Origin of the sequence: Enterococcus caccae ATCC BAA-1240 (assembly GCF_000407145.1) — a bacterium.
GTDB lineage: Bacteria > Bacillota > Bacilli > Lactobacillales > Enterococcaceae > Enterococcus_L > Enterococcus_L caccae.
The window spans coordinates 1,087,037-1,104,774 of record NZ_KE136472.1 but is presented as its reverse complement, the minus strand read 5'-3'; the positions used below and the strand labels follow the sequence as shown (position 1 = coordinate 1,104,774).

General features: G+C 36.5%; 17 protein-coding genes. 14 read left to right on the top strand and 3 right to left on the bottom strand.

Going from position 1 to position 17,738, the window contains the following annotated elements; translation table 11 throughout:
- Positions 1–2: 2 nt before the first annotated feature.
- The 9 genes from I580_RS04965 (at position 3) to I580_RS16910 (ending at position 9,510) form a co-directional block, all read left to right on the top strand.
- Positions 3–1,103 carry a carbamoyl phosphate synthase small subunit gene (locus I580_RS04965; protein ID WP_010772398.1) on the top strand — a complete coding sequence of 367 codons (1,101 nt, stop codon included), beginning with the start codon at positions 3–5 and terminating at the stop codon, positions 1,101–1,103.
- Positions 1,082–4,261 (top strand): carbamoyl-phosphate synthase large subunit, encoded by a 3,180-nt coding sequence (gene carB / locus I580_RS04960; protein ID WP_010772399.1) that lies wholly within the window; start codon positions 1,082–1,084, stop codon positions 4,259–4,261. The genes I580_RS04965 and carB overlap by 22 nt, the downstream gene beginning before the upstream one ends.
- A 67-nt stretch (positions 4,262–4,328) precedes the next feature.
- Entirely contained in the window at positions 4,329–5,111 is a 783-nt protein-coding gene (locus I580_RS04955) for a dihydroorotate dehydrogenase electron transfer subunit (protein ID WP_010772400.1), read from the top strand.
- Positions 5,108–6,037: a dihydroorotate dehydrogenase gene (locus tag I580_RS04950; RefSeq protein WP_010772401.1), complete on the top strand. Its 930-nt coding sequence runs from the start codon at positions 5,108–5,110 to the stop codon at positions 6,035–6,037. The genes I580_RS04955 and I580_RS04950 overlap by 4 nt, the downstream gene beginning before the upstream one ends.
- Positions 6,034–6,753: an orotidine-5'-phosphate decarboxylase gene (gene pyrF, locus I580_RS04945; RefSeq protein WP_010772402.1), complete on the top strand. Its 720-nt coding sequence runs from the start codon at positions 6,034–6,036 to the stop codon at positions 6,751–6,753. The genes I580_RS04950 and pyrF overlap by 4 nt, the downstream gene beginning before the upstream one ends.
- Positions 6,750–7,385, top strand: a complete 636-nt coding sequence (gene pyrE / locus I580_RS04940) for an orotate phosphoribosyltransferase (protein ID WP_010772403.1) — start codon at positions 6,750–6,752, stop codon at positions 7,383–7,385. Before pyrF ends, pyrE begins: the two co-directional genes overlap by 4 nt.
- A 183-nt stretch (positions 7,386–7,568) precedes the next feature.
- Positions 7,569–8,270 (top strand): carbonic anhydrase, encoded by a 702-nt coding sequence (locus I580_RS04935; protein ID WP_010772404.1) that lies wholly within the window; start codon positions 7,569–7,571, stop codon positions 8,268–8,270.
- Positions 8,271–8,284: 14 nt separating this feature from the next.
- A complete protein-coding gene (locus I580_RS04930) occupies positions 8,285–9,175 on the top strand; it encodes a LysR family transcriptional regulator (RefSeq protein ID WP_010772405.1) in 891 nt (296 codons plus the stop codon).
- A 164-nt stretch (positions 9,176–9,339) separates the two neighbouring features.
- Positions 9,340–9,510 (top strand): hypothetical protein, encoded by a 171-nt coding sequence (locus I580_RS16910; protein WP_010772406.1) that lies wholly within the window; start codon positions 9,340–9,342, stop codon positions 9,508–9,510.
- A 134-nt stretch (positions 9,511–9,644) separates the two neighbouring features.
- On the opposite strand, the gene hisC is transcribed toward I580_RS16910, so the two are convergent.
- On the bottom strand, positions 9,645–10,721 hold the full coding sequence (gene hisC, locus I580_RS04925) for a histidinol-phosphate transaminase (protein WP_034860345.1): 1,077 nt from the start codon (positions 10,719–10,721) through the stop codon (positions 9,645–9,647).
- A gap of 206 nt (positions 10,722–10,927) precedes the next feature.
- Between hisC and I580_RS04920 the strand changes: the two genes are divergently transcribed.
- Positions 10,928–12,127: a pyridoxal phosphate-dependent aminotransferase gene (locus I580_RS04920; protein ID WP_010772408.1), complete on the top strand. Its 1,200-nt coding sequence runs from the start codon at positions 10,928–10,930 to the stop codon at positions 12,125–12,127.
- A 406-nt stretch (positions 12,128–12,533) separates the two neighbouring features.
- Positions 12,534–13,439 (top strand): phosphate ABC transporter substrate-binding protein PstS family protein, encoded by a 906-nt coding sequence (locus I580_RS04915; RefSeq protein WP_010772409.1) that lies wholly within the window; start codon positions 12,534–12,536, stop codon positions 13,437–13,439.
- A gap of 182 nt (positions 13,440–13,621) precedes the next feature.
- On the opposite strand, the gene I580_RS04910 is transcribed toward I580_RS04915, so the two are convergent.
- Both I580_RS04910 and I580_RS04905 read right to left on the bottom strand, forming a co-directional pair.
- Entirely contained in the window at positions 13,622–15,379 is a 1,758-nt protein-coding gene (locus I580_RS04910) for a sensor histidine kinase (RefSeq protein WP_010772410.1), read from the bottom strand.
- On the bottom strand, positions 15,376–16,089 hold the full coding sequence (locus tag I580_RS04905; protein WP_010772411.1) for a response regulator transcription factor: 714 nt from the start codon (positions 16,087–16,089) through the stop codon (positions 15,376–15,378). Before I580_RS04905 ends, I580_RS04910 begins: the two co-directional genes overlap by 4 nt.
- Positions 16,090–16,234: 145 nt before the next feature.
- On the opposite strand from I580_RS04905, the gene I580_RS04900 reads away from it, so the two are divergent.
- The 3 genes from I580_RS04900 (at position 16,235) to I580_RS04890 (ending at position 17,737) form a co-directional block, all read left to right on the top strand.
- A complete protein-coding gene (locus I580_RS04900; protein WP_010772412.1) occupies positions 16,235–16,702 on the top strand; it encodes a 2-thiouracil desulfurase family protein in 468 nt (155 codons plus the stop codon).
- A 2-nt stretch (positions 16,703–16,704) separates the two neighbouring features.
- Complete coding sequence (locus I580_RS04895) at positions 16,705–17,334, top strand: NUDIX hydrolase (protein WP_010772413.1); 630 nt, start codon at positions 16,705–16,707, stop codon at positions 17,332–17,334.
- Between the two features lie 64 nt (positions 17,335–17,398).
- Positions 17,399–17,737 carry a putative DNA-binding protein gene (locus I580_RS04890; RefSeq protein WP_010772414.1) on the top strand — a complete coding sequence of 113 codons (339 nt, stop codon included), beginning with the start codon at positions 17,399–17,401 and terminating at the stop codon, positions 17,735–17,737.
- Position 17,738: the final 1 nt, after the last annotated feature.

Below are 17,738 nucleotides of genomic sequence, written 5' to 3'. Positions count from 1 at the left end.
ATTTGAAGCGACTATTGATACTAGAAGACGGAACCGTTTTTGAAGGAAAAGCGTTTGGTGCAGAAGTTAATGTTGTTGGAGAAATTGTATTTACAACAAGTATGACAGGCTACCAAGAAACGATCACTGACCAAAGTTTCAATGGTCAAATTATTACATTTACCTATCCAATGGTTGGTAATTATGGTGTCAATCGCGATGATTATGAATCAATTTCCCCAACTTGTAAAGGTGTAGTCGTCAAAGAACACGCTCGACTTGCTTCAAATTGGCGGGCACAAATGACGCTTGACGAATTTTTGAAAAGAAAAGGAATTCCGGGTATTTCAGGAATAGATACACGCGCCTTAACAAGGAAACTTCGTTCAGTTGGAACAATGAAAGCAGGATTTGTTGATATTGACGATGATCTAACACATGAATTCGATCAACTTAAGGCGACCGTTTTACCGAAAAACCAAGTAGCACAAGTTTCAACAACGAAACCTTATCCAAGTCCTGGGGTTGGTCGTAATGTGGTTGTAGTCGATTTCGGTTTGAAACATAGTATTTTACGTGAATTATCAAAACGTCACTGTAACTTGACCGTTTTACCTTATAATACAGCTGCTGAAACGATTTTAGAACTCTCGCCAGATGGGGTTATGTTGACAAATGGACCTGGAGATCCTAAAGATGTACCAGAAGCAATTAAAATGATACAAGCTATTCAAGGAAAAGTACCGATTTTTGGGATTTGTTTAGGCCATCAACTATTTGCTTTAGCGAATGGAGCAGATACTTATAAAATGAAGTTCGGACATCGAGGATTAAATCATCCTGTTCGGGAAATTGCGACTGGACGAATCGATTTTACCTCACAAAATCATGGATATGCAGTAGATGACACAACCGTTGATCCTGAAAAACTAATCGTGACGCACGTAGAAGTAAATGATGGGACAGTTGAAGGGGTTAGACATCGCCAATACCCAGCTTTTACAGTTCAATACCACCCAGATGCAGCACCAGGTCCCCACGATGGACTTCATCTGTTTGATGAATTTATGGAATTAATGGATGCATGGAAGGAGCAGGACGAATGCCAAAAAGAACAGATATAAACAAAATCATGGTAATAGGTTCTGGACCAATCATTATTGGCCAAGCCGCAGAATTTGATTATGCCGGTACACAGGCCTGTCTTGCTTTAAGAGAAGAAGGGTATGAAGTGGTCTTAGTCAATTCAAATCCAGCAACAATTATGACGGATAAAGAAATCGCGGACCAAGTTTACATCGAACCGATTACACTGGAATTTGTTTCTCGCATTTTAAGAAAAGAGCGCCCAGATGCATTACTTCCAACATTAGGTGGTCAGACTGGACTAAATATGGCAATGGAGTTAGCTGCTTCTGGTATTTTGGATGAGTTAAAAGTCGAATTATTAGGAACAAAACTAGATGCAATCGATCAAGCAGAAGATCGTGACTTATTTAAACAACTAATGGAAGAGTTAGATCAGCCGATTCCTGAAAGTGAAATCGTCAATACGGTAGAACAAGCGGTAGAATTTGCCAATACCATTGGTTATCCAATCATTGTACGACCTGCTTTTACCTTAGGTGGTACAGGAGGTGGAATGTGTGACAATGAAGTAGAGTTACGAATCATCGCTGAAAATGGTCTGAAACTATCTCCTGTAACCCAATGTTTGATTGAAAAAAGTATCGCTGGATTCAAAGAAATCGAATATGAAGTAATGCGTGATTCTGCTGATAATGCAATTGTTGTGTGTAACATGGAAAATTTCGATCCAGTGGGAATCCATACAGGTGACTCGATCGTATTTGCTCCAAGTCAAACATTGTCTGATCACGAATATCAAATGCTTCGTGATGCATCACTTAAAATTATTAGAGCACTAAAAATAGAAGGTGGCTGCAATGTTCAACTAGCGCTAGATCCACATAGTTTTAACTACTATGTAATTGAGGTTAATCCACGCGTTTCTCGTTCATCTGCTTTAGCTAGCAAAGCAACTGGCTATCCCATTGCCAAATTAGCTGCCAAAATTGCTGTAGGTCTAACATTAGATGAAATGAAAAACCCAGTTACAGAAACAACGTATGCAGAGTTTGAACCAGCTTTGGATTATGTTGTTGCAAAAATTCCTCGCTGGCCTTTTGATAAATTCGAAAAAGGCGAACGGCGATTAGGCACTCAAATGAAAGCAACAGGGGAAGTCATGGCGATAGGCCGCAATATTGAAGAATCATTGTTGAAAGCTGTACGTTCTCTTGAAATCGGAGTGTATCACAACGAGCTAAAAGAAATGCAAGAAGTCAGTGACGAATTATTGACTGAAAAAATCGTAAAAGCTCAAGACGATCGATTGTTTTATCTTTCAGAAGCAATTAGACGAGGGTTTACGATTGAAGATTTGGCTAAGTTGACGAAAATTGATTTATTCTTCCTAGACAAACTTCTTCATATTGTTGAATTAGAAACGGCATTAGAAGCAAATATTAGAGATTCCGAACTTTTAAAAGAAGCTAAACAAAATGGTTTTACTGACAGAAAAATTGCTGAATTGTGGAAGATGACTGAAAAAGAAATTTCGGAGTATCGTCACGAGCAAAAAATACTCCCTGTTTATAAAATGGTTGATACTTGTGCAGCTGAATTTGAATCTCAAACCCCGTACTTTTACAGTACTTATGAATTTGAAAACGAAAGTATCCGTTCTGAGAAACCTTCCGTATTAGTGCTGGGCTCAGGTCCCATTAGAATCGGGCAAGGTGTGGAGTTTGACTACGCGACGGTTCATTCCGTAAAAGCAATTCAAGAAGCAGGTTTTGAAGCAATCATTATGAATAGTAATCCTGAAACGGTCTCAACGGACTTTTCGATTTCGGATAAACTTTATTTTGAACCATTAACGTTAGAAGATGTGATGAATGTGATTGAACTGGAACAACCTACAGGCGTCATCGTTCAGTTTGGCGGTCAAACAGCAATCAACTTAGCGGAACCTTTAGTAAAACAAGGCGTTAAGATTCTAGGAACATCAATCAAAGACTTAGATAGAGCTGAAAACCGAGACCTTTTTGAACAAGCATTACAAGAATTAAATATACCTCAACCGCCAGGAGATACTGCAACAAGTGCCGAAGAAGCAGTGACAGTCGCTAATAAGATCGGTTATCCCGTTTTAGTTCGTCCTAGTTATGTACTTGGAGGACGAGCAATGGAAATTGTTGAAAATCAAAAGGACTTGGAAGACTATATGCGCAATGCAGTAAAAGCTTCACCAGAGCATCCAGTATTAGTGGATAGCTATTTACTAGGTAAAGAATGTGAAGTTGATGCAATTTGTGATGGACAAACTGTCTTGATTTCTGGCATCATGGAGCATATTGAACGTGCTGGAGTTCATTCTGGTGATTCAATGGCTGTTTATCCACCACAAACATTATCAAAAGAGATTCAACAGACAATCGCTGATTATACAAAAAAGCTTGCAATCGGTTTGAATTGTGTTGGCATGATGAACATCCAATTTGTAATCCATGAGGAGAAAGTTTACGTGATAGAAGTTAATCCTCGAGCAAGTCGAACAGTACCGTTTTTAAGTAAAATCACAGGAATTCCAATGGCTCAGGTAGCGACTAAAGCAATTCTTGGTGAGAAACTAACTGATTTAGGATATCAAGATGGTTTGTATCCTGAAAGTCAGCAAGTACACATCAAGGCGCCGGTATTCTCTTTTACTAAACTTCAAAAGGTGGACACATATTTAGGACCTGAAATGAAATCGACTGGTGAAGTGATGGGTTCAGACTATAGTTTGGAAAAAGCCTTATATAAAGCTTTTGAAGCATCAGGATTACACTTGCCAAGTTTTGGAGCAGTCCTATTCACGATAGCAGATGAGACGAAAGAAGAAGCTTTGTTACTAGCTAAACGCTTTAATCAAATTGGCTATAGCTTGATTGCTACAAAAGGGACAGCTGAATTTTTAACAAAAAATGGCTTGAGAGTGAAAACAGTTCTCAAAATAAATCAAGGCGGAGAAACGGTCCTTGACTTGATCCGCAGCGGTGAGGCTCAAGTTGTTGTGAATACGATGGATAAAAATCGCTCTGACCTAAATCAAGATGGATTTATGATTCGTCGAGAAGCAGTAGAACATGGGGTTCCACTATTTACTTCATTGGATACAGCAGAAGCAATTTTAAAAGTATTAGAATCAAGAGCATTTTCAACGGAGTCTATCTAAAACTGAGTAAGCTTTGGGAAAAGGCACTTGTTTTTTCTCAACGTCATGTTGTAAAGGAGCGAAATAAATGAAACAGGAAATAATGACGATCATCTCTCAACAACAATTAGCGCCTAGAATTTTTCAAATGACTTTGACAGGTGATTTAGTCAAGGAAATGGATAAACCTGGTCAGTTTATTCATATAAAAGTCCCGCGAGCTGATATGCTTTTAAGACGACCGATCAGTATTAATCAAATAAATAAAGAGGCGAAGACTTGCACGATCATCTATCGAACAGAAGGCGATGGAACGAAAGTTTTCTCTGAACTTACAACTGGAGACTCATTAGATGTGATGGGACCTTTAGGAAATGGCTTTGATGTCGACTGCCTGACTTCGGGCCAAAAAGCGTATGTGATTGGTGGTGGTATTGGTATTCCGCCGATGTATGAATTATCAAAGCAGTTGAAACAAAATGGAATTGAAGTTATCCACTTTTTGGGTTATGCATCTAAAGACGTTGCCTACTTTCAGGATGAATTTATCGCTTTAGGAGATACACGTTTTGCGACGGATGATGGTTCGTTTGGAGTTGAAGGGAATGTTGGGAATCTTTTATTAGATGCAATTCAAAAAGAACAACCAGATGCTGTTTATGCTTGTGGTGCCAATGGCATGTTAAAGATGGTTGCCCAAGTTTTTTCTGATAACCCGAATGTTTTTCTCTCATTAGAACAACGCATGGCTTGCGGTATGGGGGCATGTTATGCTTGTGTTTGCCATGTGCCAGATGATGAAACAGGAGTAAAAAGTGTTAAGGTTTGTGATGAAGGACCAATATTTAGAGCAAACGAGGTGGTTTTATGATGGAAAATCCGTTAGCAATCAATATTCCTGGTTTAGAACTGAAGAATCCGATTATTCCTGCTAGTGGTTGTTTTGGATTCGGTGAAGAATATGCTAAATATTATGATTTGGGAAAACTTGGCTCAATCATGATCAAGGCTACAACACCACAAGCACGTTTTGGAAATGCTACGCCAAGAGTTGCAGAAACACCAAGCGGTATGCTGAATGCAATTGGGTTACAAAATCCTGGTTTAGATGTAGTCATGAATACAAAATTACCAGCACTAGAAGCTTATGATATACCAATCATTGCAAATGTTGCAGGAGCTTGTGAAGAGGATTATGTTGAAGTTTGTAGTAAGATTGGCGACGCTCCCAATGTGAAAGCAATTGAGTTGAATATTTCGTGCCCCAATGTAAAACATGGTGGGATTGCTTTTGGTACTGATCCAGAGGTTGCGTTTCAGTTAACTCAGGCGGTTAAAAAAGTAGCTAAAGTTCCGATTTATGTAAAACTATCTCCTAATGTGACGGATATCGTACCAGTTGCGCAAGCAATCGAGGCTGGAGGCGCAGACGGTTTTTCCATGATCAATACACTTTTAGGAATGCGGATCGACTTGAAAAATCGACGTCCAGTGTTAGCCAATCAAACAGGTGGGCTGTCAGGTCCTGCAATTAAACCTGTTGCAATTCGCTTGATTCATCAAGTAGCTCAAATTTCTAGCTTACCGATTATTGGTATGGGTGGTGTACAAACAGTCGATGACGTATTAGAAATGTTTATGGCAGGAGCCAGTGCAGTAGCGGTTGGAACAGCTAATTTTACAGATCCATACATTTGTCCGAAATTGATCGATGCATTGCCTAATAGAATGGCAGAACTTGGTATCGAATCGTTGGAACAACTAATTAAAGAGGTTAGAGAGGAAAAAAATAAATGAGTCAAAGACCGATCATCGCTTTAGATTTTCCTTCAAAAAAAGATGTAGCAAACTTTTTGGATAAATTTCCAGAAGAAGAATCGTTATTTGTTAAAGTAGGAATGGAATTATTTTATCAAGAAGGACCTGAAATCGTCCGCTGGTTAAAAACATTAGGGCATTCCGTTTTCCTTGATTTGAAATTGCATGACATACCAAATACGGTTGAGAAATCAATGATCGGCTTAGCAAAACTTGGTGTGGATATTACGAATGTGCATGCAGCCGGCGGCATTAAGATGATGGAAGCTGCAAAATCAGGCTTAAAAAAAGGAACACAAAAGGGTGCCAAAGTACCAATTTTAATTGCTGTAACACAACTTACATCAACTAGTGAACAGGAAATGCATCAAAATCAATTGATTGAAGTTCCACTAAAAGATAGTGTGATCCATTATGCAAAATGTACTGAAAAAGCTGGATTAGATGGTGTAGTCTGTTCAGCACTAGAGGCCAAAGATATCCATGATGCGACAAGTGAAGCATTTATTTGTTTAACACCAGGAATTCGTCCAAGCGGTAGTGATATTGGGGATCAACAACGTGTTGTGACACCTATTGATGCAAGAAAAATCGGATCGACATATATTGTTGTTGGTCGTCCAATAACACAAGCTGAAAAGCCATATGTAGCATATCAACAAATAAAAAATGAATGGAATGGAGAAACAAAATGACAGAACTAGCTAAAGCGATTGCGAAAGATTTATTAGAAATTGAAGCAGTATTTCTAAGTCCAACTGAACCTTTTACGTGGGCGAGCGGCCTCAAGAGCCCGATCTATTGCGATAATCGGATTACAATGAGCTATCCTGTTGTTCGTAAAGATATCGCCAAAGGACTAGCAGACAAAATAAAAGAAGCCTATCCAGATGTTCAAGTGATTGCAGGAACTGCAACTGCTGGGATTGCGCATGCTGCTTGGGTAGCAGATATTTTAGATTTACCTATGGTTTACATTCGCAGTAAAGCAAAAGAACATGGTAAAGGCAATCAAATCGAAGGCCGTATTTTTAAAGGTCAAAAAATGGTTGTGATCGAAGATTTGATTTCAACTGGGGGAAGTGTGCTTGAAGCAGCAGATGCTGCCAAACGTGAAGGTGCTGATGTGTTAGGTGTTGCAGCGATTTTTACGTATGAATTACCAAAAGGGAAAGAAAATTTTGAAGCACAAAAAATGGACTTAATTACTTTAACAAATTATTCAACATTGATTGATGCAGCATTAGAGTCAAATTATATCGAAGCAAATGATGTTGTATTATTAAAAGACTGGAAGCAAGACCCTGAAAATTGGTTAAACAAATAGCTGCAATTTTAAAAAAGTATAATTTTTGATCATTCATTCAAAAGTTATACTTTTTTACTTGATCAATTGATTTCTTTATAATATGTTATACTTGAAAAAAGAACAAAGAAGTTTTTGACAATTGACTGTTAAGAATAAATAAGATACAGTTATTCAAATGATAAAATTAGAAGGTGGGGTTTGATGAAAAATATTCGGAATATGGATGTGGAATGGGGCTATGAAGGAGAACGTGGACCAGAACATTGGCACACGCTTTGTGATTGGTTTTCAACGGGTGCAAAATATCCTTATCAATCGCCAATTAATTTATCAAAAAATTTAGTTAATGGTGTTTCGACTAGTCGAGCAATTAAATTTTGTTATAAAAAAGAAGAGTTTACCGAAAAAGAATTCAAAAATACGTTTCATTTTGTTCCGCCAAATACAGAAAGCTTTATCGTTTTTGAAGATGAAAAATATTATTTGACCGATATCCATTTTCACACACCTAGTGAGCATACTTTTGATGGCGAACATTCACCACTCGAATTCCATCTTGTTCACATGAATAATTCTGGCGATAACTTGGTGGTGGGATGTTTATTTACGATTACAACAGCAGAAAATAAATTTTCGAAAAATAAGAGTACCCTTGAATGGAAGTCAGAAACCCATCAACAATGGTTTGACCCTTCTATTTTTCTACCAGAACAGAGAACCCATTTTCATTATTTAGGCTCATTAACAACGCCACCAACTAAAGGACCAGTTCATTGGTTTGTTTTTGATACTATTCAAAAAATGGACCGTGATTTTTTTGAACGAATTGATGAAGGAATGTTACCGTTTAATAACCGACCAGTTCAAAAATTGAACGGACGTAAAATCTATTTTTCCGAATAAGACGGAGGTCACCGATGAATATTCAACAGATGAAATACGTTGTTGCAGTTGCCAATAATGGTAGTTTTCGAGAAGCCGCCAAGAAACTGTTTATTACACAGCCTAGTCTTTCAAATGGTATTCGTGAATTAGAAGAAGAGATTGGGGTAACTTTGTTTATTCGTACGAACAAAGGTGCGTCTTTGACTGAAGAAGGACTGACATTCTTAGAACATGCAGAAAAAATTTTGACTCAAATGGAAATGATCGAAAATCGCTACCAAGAAGTAACAAAGAGCGAACGGTTTTCGATTTCTTCTCAGCATTATGATTTTTTAGGAGAAGTAATGGGTAGTGTTATTCGACAATTCAAAGAGCAATATAAAAATTTTCGTGTCTTTGAAACCACGACATTAAAAGTGATCGAAGATGTGAAAAGTTATCATAGTGAGTTAGGAATTATTTATTTAAATAGCCAAAATCAACCTGGAATCGAGCGGTATTTAGAGCAGGCAAATTTAACCTATGAAGTTGTAGGTAGTTTTAAAACCCATATTTTCCTTGGTAAGAATCATCCTTTGGCGCAGCAAAAAGAAATCAAACTGGAACAATTATGTTGCTACCCTCAAGTTCGTTTTACTCAAGAAGGTAGTAATTTTGCTTATTTTTCCGAAGATTTGATCGAAAATCAAGAACAAGAAACCGTCATTTACACTAATGATCGAGGAACCTTGATGAATTTATTGGTTGAAACCGATGCATATGCTTCTGGTTCTGGTGTGGTAACAGGTTTTACGAAAAAAGAAATTCGTTTGGTTCCACTGGCTGAAAGTGCGACAAATAAAATTTGTGTTCTTTATCAAAAAAATAAAGCAATCAGTGAGATTGGTCAGTATTTTATGAAAGAATTAAAACAGTTATTTTGAACCGAACATTTTTTATTGTTTGAGCAAACAACTGACTATAACAAGAATGATAGATAATATTCAAAGAACCCCTTATAGAAGAGGTTCTTTTTTCTTAGTATTAGCGTCTATTAGGTCGTGCTAAGTTATGATAAAATAAATAAAAAAGGAGGCATTGATTTCTGATGAGAAAATTATCAATAAAAATGACCAAGAAAAAAGAAAATAATTTAGTTGTGGATCAGATTATCGGTATTTCATTTGAACGATTTGTGGAAAATGATACAGTACTGAATAAAGACAAGGAATTGGCTGTCCGCGGTGTTGTATTTACGAAAAGGCCAATTTGTTGGTAATTGAAATGAACAAAGGTCAGTATTTTAGTCATCGTATCTTTATAACGATAACATTCTCCAAATAATAGCAAAACAGATCATGACTCACAAAAATCAGTGTTTTAAGGTACTGAATTTTTGTGAGTCACGATCTGTTAGTAGTGATTATTTGTCACGTAATCACGCAACAATTGGTAAACATCTTCCATCTCTTCCTGCGTTCCAATCGAAATACGCAGATAATTCTTCAATCTCTCGATTTTGGAGAAATAACGAACAAATACATCTTGCGTTTCCAAATAATGATAAAGATCTTCACAATTTAAATCTGGGTGGGTTAGAAGTACAAAATTTGTCTTTGAGACTAACGTAGAGAAACCAAATGTTGTAATGTTCTCTGAAAACCAATCTCTTGTTTTACAAATTTTCTTTGATATTTCTTGATAGTAGTTTCCATCCTCAACGGCAGCTATAGCTAATGCTTCAGCTAACATATCAACAGAATATGGATTGAAGGAAGATTTTATACTTTCCGCAATTTTGATATGTTCAGGATTACCAATCGCATAACCCACTCGTAACCCAGCCAAAGAATTTGATTTTGAAAAGGTTCGAATAATGATTAGGTTAGGATAGTCGTTTAGAAGAGAGATCGCGGATCGTTCAGCAAAATCAATGTATGCTTCGTCAACAATCACGATAACTTCTGAATTTTCTTTTAGTAGAGACTCGATTTCAGAAAGTGGTTTAAATAAGCCTGTCGGCGCATTGGGGTTAGCAATGATTATTCCGCCATTTAACTGTATATAATCTGCGGAATCTATTTTAAAATCGTTGTTCAACGGCAACTCTTTGAATGGAATTTTGAACAAATCGGCCCAAACTTTGTAAAAACCATACGTAATATCTGGAAATAAGAGCGGATCAGTGCTATTAAAGAACGCAAGAAAACAAAAAGCTAAAACTTCATCAGATCCATTCCCAATTAAAAAGTGATCAGGAGATAGGTTGTGCTTAGCTCCTAACGCTTTTTTTAAAGAATGATTATCAATAGAACTATATCGTTTCAACTGTTCAACGTTAAAACTTCTCAATGCCTCAGCAACCTTTGGCGAAGGTGGATAGGGATTTTCATTGGTGTTCAACTTAATCATTTCTGGATGGTTTGGTTGTGCTCCTGGTGTATAAGGTGTGATTTTCCTAAGACCCTTCAATTGAATCGCTCCCTTCATTTCTTTTAACTATAAAGAAGCGAGAGAAGTTTCGCAAGAGAAATATGTGAATTTAAAAAGAAAATGACGTAAATTTAAATACAAATTTCATTTTAGTCGAACTTATGCTATTATAATTTCATTGAGAAAAATAGGCTATCACGCTAGTGGTTGAATAAGCATTGATTCTACAGTAGGGAACCAATCAATTATAAGGAGATGGTTTGATGGATTTAACAAAGAAATTTAACAAGCAAGTAGGAAAAATCGCCGTTTCGATGATTCGTCAATTTGATGAACAAGTAACAGGTATTGATAACATTATTAAATTAACTTTAGGAGAGCCAGATTTTAATACACCCGAGCATATAAAAATGGCCGCACATGATGCAATCAATCAAAATTTTTCACACTATTCTGGTATGTCAGGTTTAACAGATGTTCGAGAAGCAGCAACTTTTTTTATGAAAGAAAAATATGGAGTGAGCTATCAACCAACTTCTGAAGTTCTGGTGACAGTAGGAGCTACTGAAGCAATCTCCGCAAGTTTATTATCGATATTAGAGCCAGGTGATAAAGTCTTGATGCCCGCTCCGATTTATCCAGGTTATGAACCGGTCATTACTTTGGCTCAAGCTGAACCAATTTATATTGATACAACGTCCAACGACTTTGTACTGACACCAGAAATGATTGAAACAGCAATGGTAGAGCATGGAGATCAAGTCAAAGCGATTATCTTAAACTATCCAAGTAATCCAACAGGTGTAACTTACAATCGTGAAGAAGTCAAAGCAATTGCTGAGGTATTGAAGAACTATCCGATTTTCGTAATTAGTGATGAAATTTATAGTGAATTGACTTATGAAGACCAACATGTATCTATTGCAGAATTTATTCCAGAACAAACGATTTTAATTAATGGGTTGTCAAAATCGCATGCAATGACTGGTTGGCGGATCGGTTTTATCTTCGGTCCACAGAATTTGATTGCCGAGATCATTAAAGTCCACCAGTATTTAGTTACAGCAGCTTCTACTATCTCGCAAAAAGCCGCTGTCAGAGCTTTAATTGAAGGAATGAATGATGCAGCAGTTATGAAAGAAGAATATCGTGAGCGTCGAGATTTTGTTTATGAACAAATGACAGCTTTGGGATTTGAAGTTGCTAGGCCAAATGGTGCTTTCTACATTTTTGCTAAAATTCCCGTAGGCTTTGAACAAGATTCAATGAAGTTTTGTGTGGATCTGGCCCAAAGACAAGCGGTAGCAATCATTCCTGGTGTAGCTTTTGGTAAAGAAGCAGAAGGCTATGTTCGAATTAGTTATGCTGCGGACTTCTCTATATTGAAAGAAGCAATGAAACGAATTAAAAATTATATTGAAACGAACGAGGTTAGGACAGCAGCGTTTAGCTCTGAGAAATAGCCAGAAGGATTAACTTCACTTTATTCGGATTTATTGAGGTGGGGATGTGACTCGTAGAGTTATGTCTCAGCCTCATTTTTTTACGAGATGTAGTTATTTTAGTTATACAAAAGACACTTGAAATCAGAATAAAAGAGCGGTAAAAGGAGAAGCCAATACTCTGAAAATAAGATATGTTCATAACACTTGGAAGAACATTGATTAGGAGTCATTGAATAGTCTATATCGTTATCAATTTTTATAGATTTCTGCTTGTTTTGAACTACAACGAGATACGAAGGGCCTACTGGTACTGTCACTTACAGAACCTTTACATTCATTTACGCATTATTTACAAAACGTTGAAGTAGAATTAACAGAGCGCTGTTAAACTAAGCTTGTAACTAATTGAAAAGGACGTGCAAAAATGAAGAAACGTTTAGTATCGGCAATTGTTTTAAGTGTAGGACTTTTAATCGCAGGATGTGGCAATCAAGGAGCCGCAACTGGGGACAGCAGTAATAAATCAAAAGAAAGTAGTACTAGTAATCAACCAGTCAAAATCGTAGCTGTCGGTTCAACCGCATTACAGCCTTTAGTAGATGCAGCAAAAGATCAATTTATTTCTGAAAATCCTAATTATACGATTTCCGTTCAAGGTGGAGGAAGTGGAACTGGGTTGTCTCAAGTTTCTGATGGGGCTGTAACAATCGGTAATTCCGATGTTTTTGCAGAAGAAAAATCTGGTGTAGACGCATCAAAATTAGTTGATCACAGGGTTGCAGTTGTTGGTATGGGACCTGTCGTTAATAAAGAAGTTGGGGTCAAAAATATTAGTAAGCAAGAGTTGATCGACATTTTTACTGGAAAAACAAAAAACTGGAAAGACTTGGGTGGTAAAGATCAAGAAATTGCTGTAATCAATCGTCCAAGCGGTAGTGGTACACGAGCAACATTCGAAAAATGGGGACTGGATGGGGCTACAGCTGTCCAATCACAGGAACAGGACTCATCAGGAACAGTTCGTCAAATCGTGGCACAAACACCAGGAGCAATTAGCTATCTTGCTTTTTCATACATGGATGATTCAACATTCGCTTTAAGCATTGATGATGTTAAACCAACAGAAGAAAATGTTGCGGATAACTCTTGGAAAATTTGGTCCTATGAACACATGTATACAAAAGGTCAACCAGATGACAGTATTAAAACATTTTTAGATTTCATGCTATCAGATGCTGTTCAAGATGGAGTAGTTAAAGAATTAGGCTACTTGCCAATGACTGGGATGAAAGTTGAAAGAGATGTAGAAGGAACGATCACTAAAAAATAAGTTCTTCCCCTAAAAATGGCAATAGGCTGGGCTATAACTCGAAGAGTTATAGCCCAGCCTATTAAAATCCGAATAAACGGTTGTAAAAAATCAGTTACTATGTTATCCTTCGATCACTTTTTTCAATTTGTATAAAGAGGGTGATAGTCTTCAGGGATGTTTATCTCAACCACTTTGTCTGATTATTTTTTTGGTAACTTGACTGTAAAGGTCGAACCTAAACCTAAATGACTGTCAATCGAAACCGTTCCACCTAATAGTTCAGTATAATTGTGAACTATGGCTAAACCTAACCCTGTACCACCAGAGTGACGACTTCTTGCTTTGTCTACTCGATAAAATCGTTCAAAAATCCGTTCTTGATCTTCTAAGCTAATTCCAATGCCACTATCTTTAACTACGAAATAGAAGGTATCAGCAAAACCAAAATCAATTATGATCTCTTCGTTAGCTTGAGAATACTGAATAGCATTTTCAACTAAATTTTTGACGATTGGATAAAAAAGCTCGTATTTTGTGGTATATGTCATTTTTCCATCACCAAGAATGTTGATTGTTAATTGTTTTTCCCGGATTGTTTTACGATAAGAGCGTAAAATTTCTTGAATAAAAGGATGTAACATAATCGTTTGATCATCGTAAGCAATATTTTTACCGTCGCGTGATAATTGTAAAATTTCCTGAATTAATTGTTGTAGACGCAGAGCATCTTTTTGCATTATTTCCAAAAATTGAGTCAAGGTTTTGGGATCTTCTTTCGCTCCATCTAATAAGGTTTCAGTGAATCCTAATAGCGATGTTACAGGTGTTTTTAACTCATGTGAAACATTACTAACAAAATCTTTTTGCATTTTTTCTAGTTGTCTGACACGAGTTAAATCATAAGCAATACCTAAAACTTGATAATCATTACCATCTTCTTCTATAAAGCGTAAAGACATATCCAGAATCATTTCATTTGGTGAATCAGTTAGTTTAATTTCTTGATGAACAGAACTTTTTTCCGTAATGACTTGATGGATCAAATGAATCAAAGCTGGTTCTTTGATGACCTCAAAATATTCTTTGCCAACATCTGTTTGGTCGATCGTTAAAATATCAATCATTTTAGGATTGATTAATTGTAACCTTCCCTCAATATCAATTATAAAAACGCCGATCATCAATTCATCTAGTAAAGCATGAAATTGTTCATCTGTTGAGGTATAAGCTAAATAAGTTTGACTCATTTGCTGACTCAAAAGGTTGACAGTTTGATACAGTTCATTCCATTCTGGCGAATCTTGGATGATGGAACGAGATTCATCTGGATATTTCACAATTTTTTTTAAAACGGGTAAAACAGTAACTAGAGGTTCATTTTTTTGATGGAGCAATAAAAAGATAAAGGCCGTAATAATCAAAAATAACAAACCTAAGGTCAATAGAATATAGCGTTTAAATGATTGAATACTATTAGAAAACTGTGCCGTTTCCTCTGACATGCGAATGATTCCAGTCAGTTCGCCATCTTTATTAACAGGTAATGCAAGATACAGCAGCTCTTTATTTAAAGTCGCACTTTTTCTTAAGGCAGAACCGAAATCGGCACCAGATAAAACTGCTTTGATTTCAGGGCGATTTCTTCTTGATTCATGAAGTGCAGGATCGATACTATCATAAAAAATATCCCCTTTAGCATTCATTAAGGACAAACGTTCATTTTTATCCGTCGAATAATGTTCAATTAACTTTTTTTCTTGCTCTGAAAACTGTTGTGTTAAAAATAAGTCTGGGGAGAGCTGATCAAGAATCAACGTTCCTTTTTTTTGTAAATACTCTTCCTGTTGAGCTAACAATTCTTTTTTAAAAAAATAGTTTGTTAAGAAAATACTGCCGACAAATAGTGTAACCATCACAAGTGCGACTACCCAATATTCAACTCGCTGGCGTTTTTTCATTTTTTAGGCTCCTGAAAACGATAGCCAAAACCTCTAACTGTGACTAAATAAGCAGGGCGTTTTGGATCGATTTCGATTTTGTCTCTTAAATGACTGACATGAACGTCCACGATACGACTTTGGCCTGCAAAATCATAATTCCAAATTCTATCTAATAAAGTATCTCGATCGATGACACGATCTTTCCGTTTGATAAAGTAAACTAGTAATTCAAATTCTTTTGGTGTTAGTTCAATCTTCTCACCGCGCACACTTACTTCGTAATTTTGTTCATCTACACGAATATCACCTAATATCAAAGGCGCTTTAACCGGCTCGTTGTATTCTTCGGAAGTCGTTGAGGTAGGTTTTAAACGACGGAAAATAGCCTTCATTCTTGCCAAAACTTCTCTAGGGCTGAATGGTTTTGTTAAATAATCGTCCGCACCAATCTCTAAACCGATGATTTTATCAACTTGATCATCTTTGGCGGTTAGAATTAAAATAGGTGTATCAATTTTTTCTCGGCGTAAAGACTTTGTAATCTCTAAACCATCCATATTCGGCAGCATAACATCTAGAATAATAAAATCAAATTGGTTGGTCAAAGCTAATTCATAGCCGACTGCCCCATCAACAGCAGTCATCACTTCATAGCCATCTTTTTCTAAATTAAAGGTCAATAAGGTTACAATCGACGGTTCATCATCGACAACGAGTACTTTTTTCATCTATTTGGCTCCTTATAATACGAAATAAACACAAGATTATTTTAGCACAGTTTCTCAGTGATCAAAAACTTTATGGAGTGTTTCTAAAACTACTTTCAAAGCTAAAGAAATGGTATAATAGTAAAGATTGAAATGAGGGAAGTATATGATTGGAATCAGCGCATGTCTTGGTGGGATTTGTTGTCGCTATGATGGTCAAGCTAAAGAAATTCCTGCTTTAAAAAAATTAGTAGAGAATGGTCAAGCAATGCTTGTTTGTCCAGAAGTTTTAGGTGGTTTACCGATTCCGCGCGATCCTGCTGAGATTATAGGTGGAGACGGATTTGATGTTTGGAATGACCAAGCGAAAGTTATTACGAATACAGGAGAAGATATGACTGACATGTTCAAACAAGGAGCAGTCACCGCCTATCAAAAATTAGTAGAATACAATATTACAACCATCATTTTAAAAGAAAATAGTCCGTCATGCGGAAGCAATGGGATTTATGATGGGACATTTTCTGGAAATCGTCGAAAGGGTCCAGGTGTTGCAACGGCTTATTTTATTTCCAAAGGGCTTAATGTGGTTTCACAAAGTGATTGGCAAACACTGATTGGTTGTGAAAAATAGAGATGGCTGAGAATGAAGTACTAAAAATTTTTGACCATAACTATCAGCAAATTAGCACTGCAACCAGACAAGTTATTCATTCCCAAGGATTTTGGCATGAAACATTCCATTGTTGGTTTTACACAATAAAAGAGCATGAATTGATTGTTTACTTTCAAAAACGTGCGTCGCAAAAGAAAGATTTTCCCAACCAATTGGATATTACTGCGGCTGGACATTTGTTAGCTGAAGAAACTGTGATCGATGGTTTTAGAGAAGTAAAGGAAGAATTGGGTATTGATGTTTCAATCGATCAGGCTCAATTCCTTGGTGTTTTTCCAGTTGAAATTGCTTTGGAGAATTTTATTGATAATGAGTTTACAAATGTTTATTTGGTTGATCAAGAGCTCTTATTAGGTGATTTTTATTTACAAGAGGAAGAAGTGTCCTGTATATTTTCAGTTCCTTTGTCTACTTTAAAAGAACTATTCGAGAATCCAAGCGCGGAAGCTATTTTAAAGGGTGTTACTCAAAAAAATGGTCAACAAGAAATAATAGAAGAATATTTCTCTAAAAAAGATTTTTGTGCAAATGCTCAGAGTTATTACGATCGATTGATTGAATCTTTTGAGAAAATCCTTGAAATTCAATAAGAACTATTGACTAATCACGCTGAAATCGGTAACCTAAAAGGGATTGAAGATAGGAGCAACAACTATGGAAATTGAAAAGACCAATCGAATGAACGCCTTGTTTGAATTTTACTCCACTTTGTTGACAGAAAAACAAATGAATTATATGGAGATGTACTACGCTGATGATTTTTCGCTGGGGGAAATTGCCGAAGAATATGATATCAGCCGCCAAGCAGTATATGATAATATCAAACGGACAGAAAAAATTTTAGAAGAATACGAAAAAAAATTACATCTATTTTCTGATTATGTCGTGCGTGGCGAATTATTAGATACACTAAAAACTTACGTGAAAGAAACCTACCCAAAAGATACAACGATTACCCAGTATATAGAACAAATACAAGAAGTAGAGGAATGAG

What these genes read in the sequence shown, in the direction of transcription:
- carB (WP_010772399.1), top strand. Translation starts at nt 1,082, where the DNA reads ATGCCAAAAAGAACAGATATAAACAAAATCATGGTAATAGGTTCTGGA.
- I580_RS04955 (WP_010772400.1), top strand. Translation starts at nt 4,329, where the DNA reads ATGAAACAGGAAATAATGACGATCATCTCTCAACAACAATTAGCGCCT.
- I580_RS04950 (WP_010772401.1), top strand. Translation starts at nt 5,108, where the DNA reads ATGATGGAAAATCCGTTAGCAATCAATATTCCTGGTTTAGAACTGAAG.
- pyrF (WP_010772402.1), top strand. Translation starts at nt 6,034, where the DNA reads ATGAGTCAAAGACCGATCATCGCTTTAGATTTTCCTTCAAAAAAAGAT.
- pyrE (WP_010772403.1), top strand. Translation starts at nt 6,750, where the DNA reads ATGACAGAACTAGCTAAAGCGATTGCGAAAGATTTATTAGAAATTGAA.
- I580_RS04935 (WP_010772404.1), top strand. Translation starts at nt 7,569, where the DNA reads ATGAAAAATATTCGGAATATGGATGTGGAATGGGGCTATGAAGGAGAA.
- I580_RS04930 (WP_010772405.1), top strand. Translation starts at nt 8,285, where the DNA reads ATGAATATTCAACAGATGAAATACGTTGTTGCAGTTGCCAATAATGGT.
- I580_RS16910 (WP_010772406.1), top strand. Translation starts at nt 9,340, where the DNA reads ATGAGAAAATTATCAATAAAAATGACCAAGAAAAAAGAAAATAATTTA.
- hisC (WP_034860345.1), bottom strand. Translation starts at nt 10,721, where the DNA reads ATGAAGGGAGCGATTCAATTGAAGGGTCTTAGGAAAATCACACCTTAT.
- I580_RS04920 (WP_010772408.1), top strand. Translation starts at nt 10,928, where the DNA reads ATGGATTTAACAAAGAAATTTAACAAGCAAGTAGGAAAAATCGCCGTT.
- I580_RS04915 (WP_010772409.1), top strand. Translation starts at nt 12,534, where the DNA reads ATGAAGAAACGTTTAGTATCGGCAATTGTTTTAAGTGTAGGACTTTTA.
- I580_RS04910 (WP_010772410.1), bottom strand. Translation starts at nt 15,379, where the DNA reads ATGAAAAAACGCCAGCGAGTTGAATATTGGGTAGTCGCACTTGTGATG.
- I580_RS04905 (WP_010772411.1), bottom strand. Translation starts at nt 16,089, where the DNA reads ATGAAAAAAGTACTCGTTGTCGATGATGAACCGTCGATTGTAACCTTA.
- I580_RS04900 (WP_010772412.1), top strand. Translation starts at nt 16,235, where the DNA reads ATGATTGGAATCAGCGCATGTCTTGGTGGGATTTGTTGTCGCTATGAT.
- I580_RS04895 (WP_010772413.1), top strand. Translation starts at nt 16,705, where the DNA reads ATGGCTGAGAATGAAGTACTAAAAATTTTTGACCATAACTATCAGCAA.
- I580_RS04890 (WP_010772414.1), top strand. Translation starts at nt 17,399, where the DNA reads ATGGAAATTGAAAAGACCAATCGAATGAACGCCTTGTTTGAATTTTAC.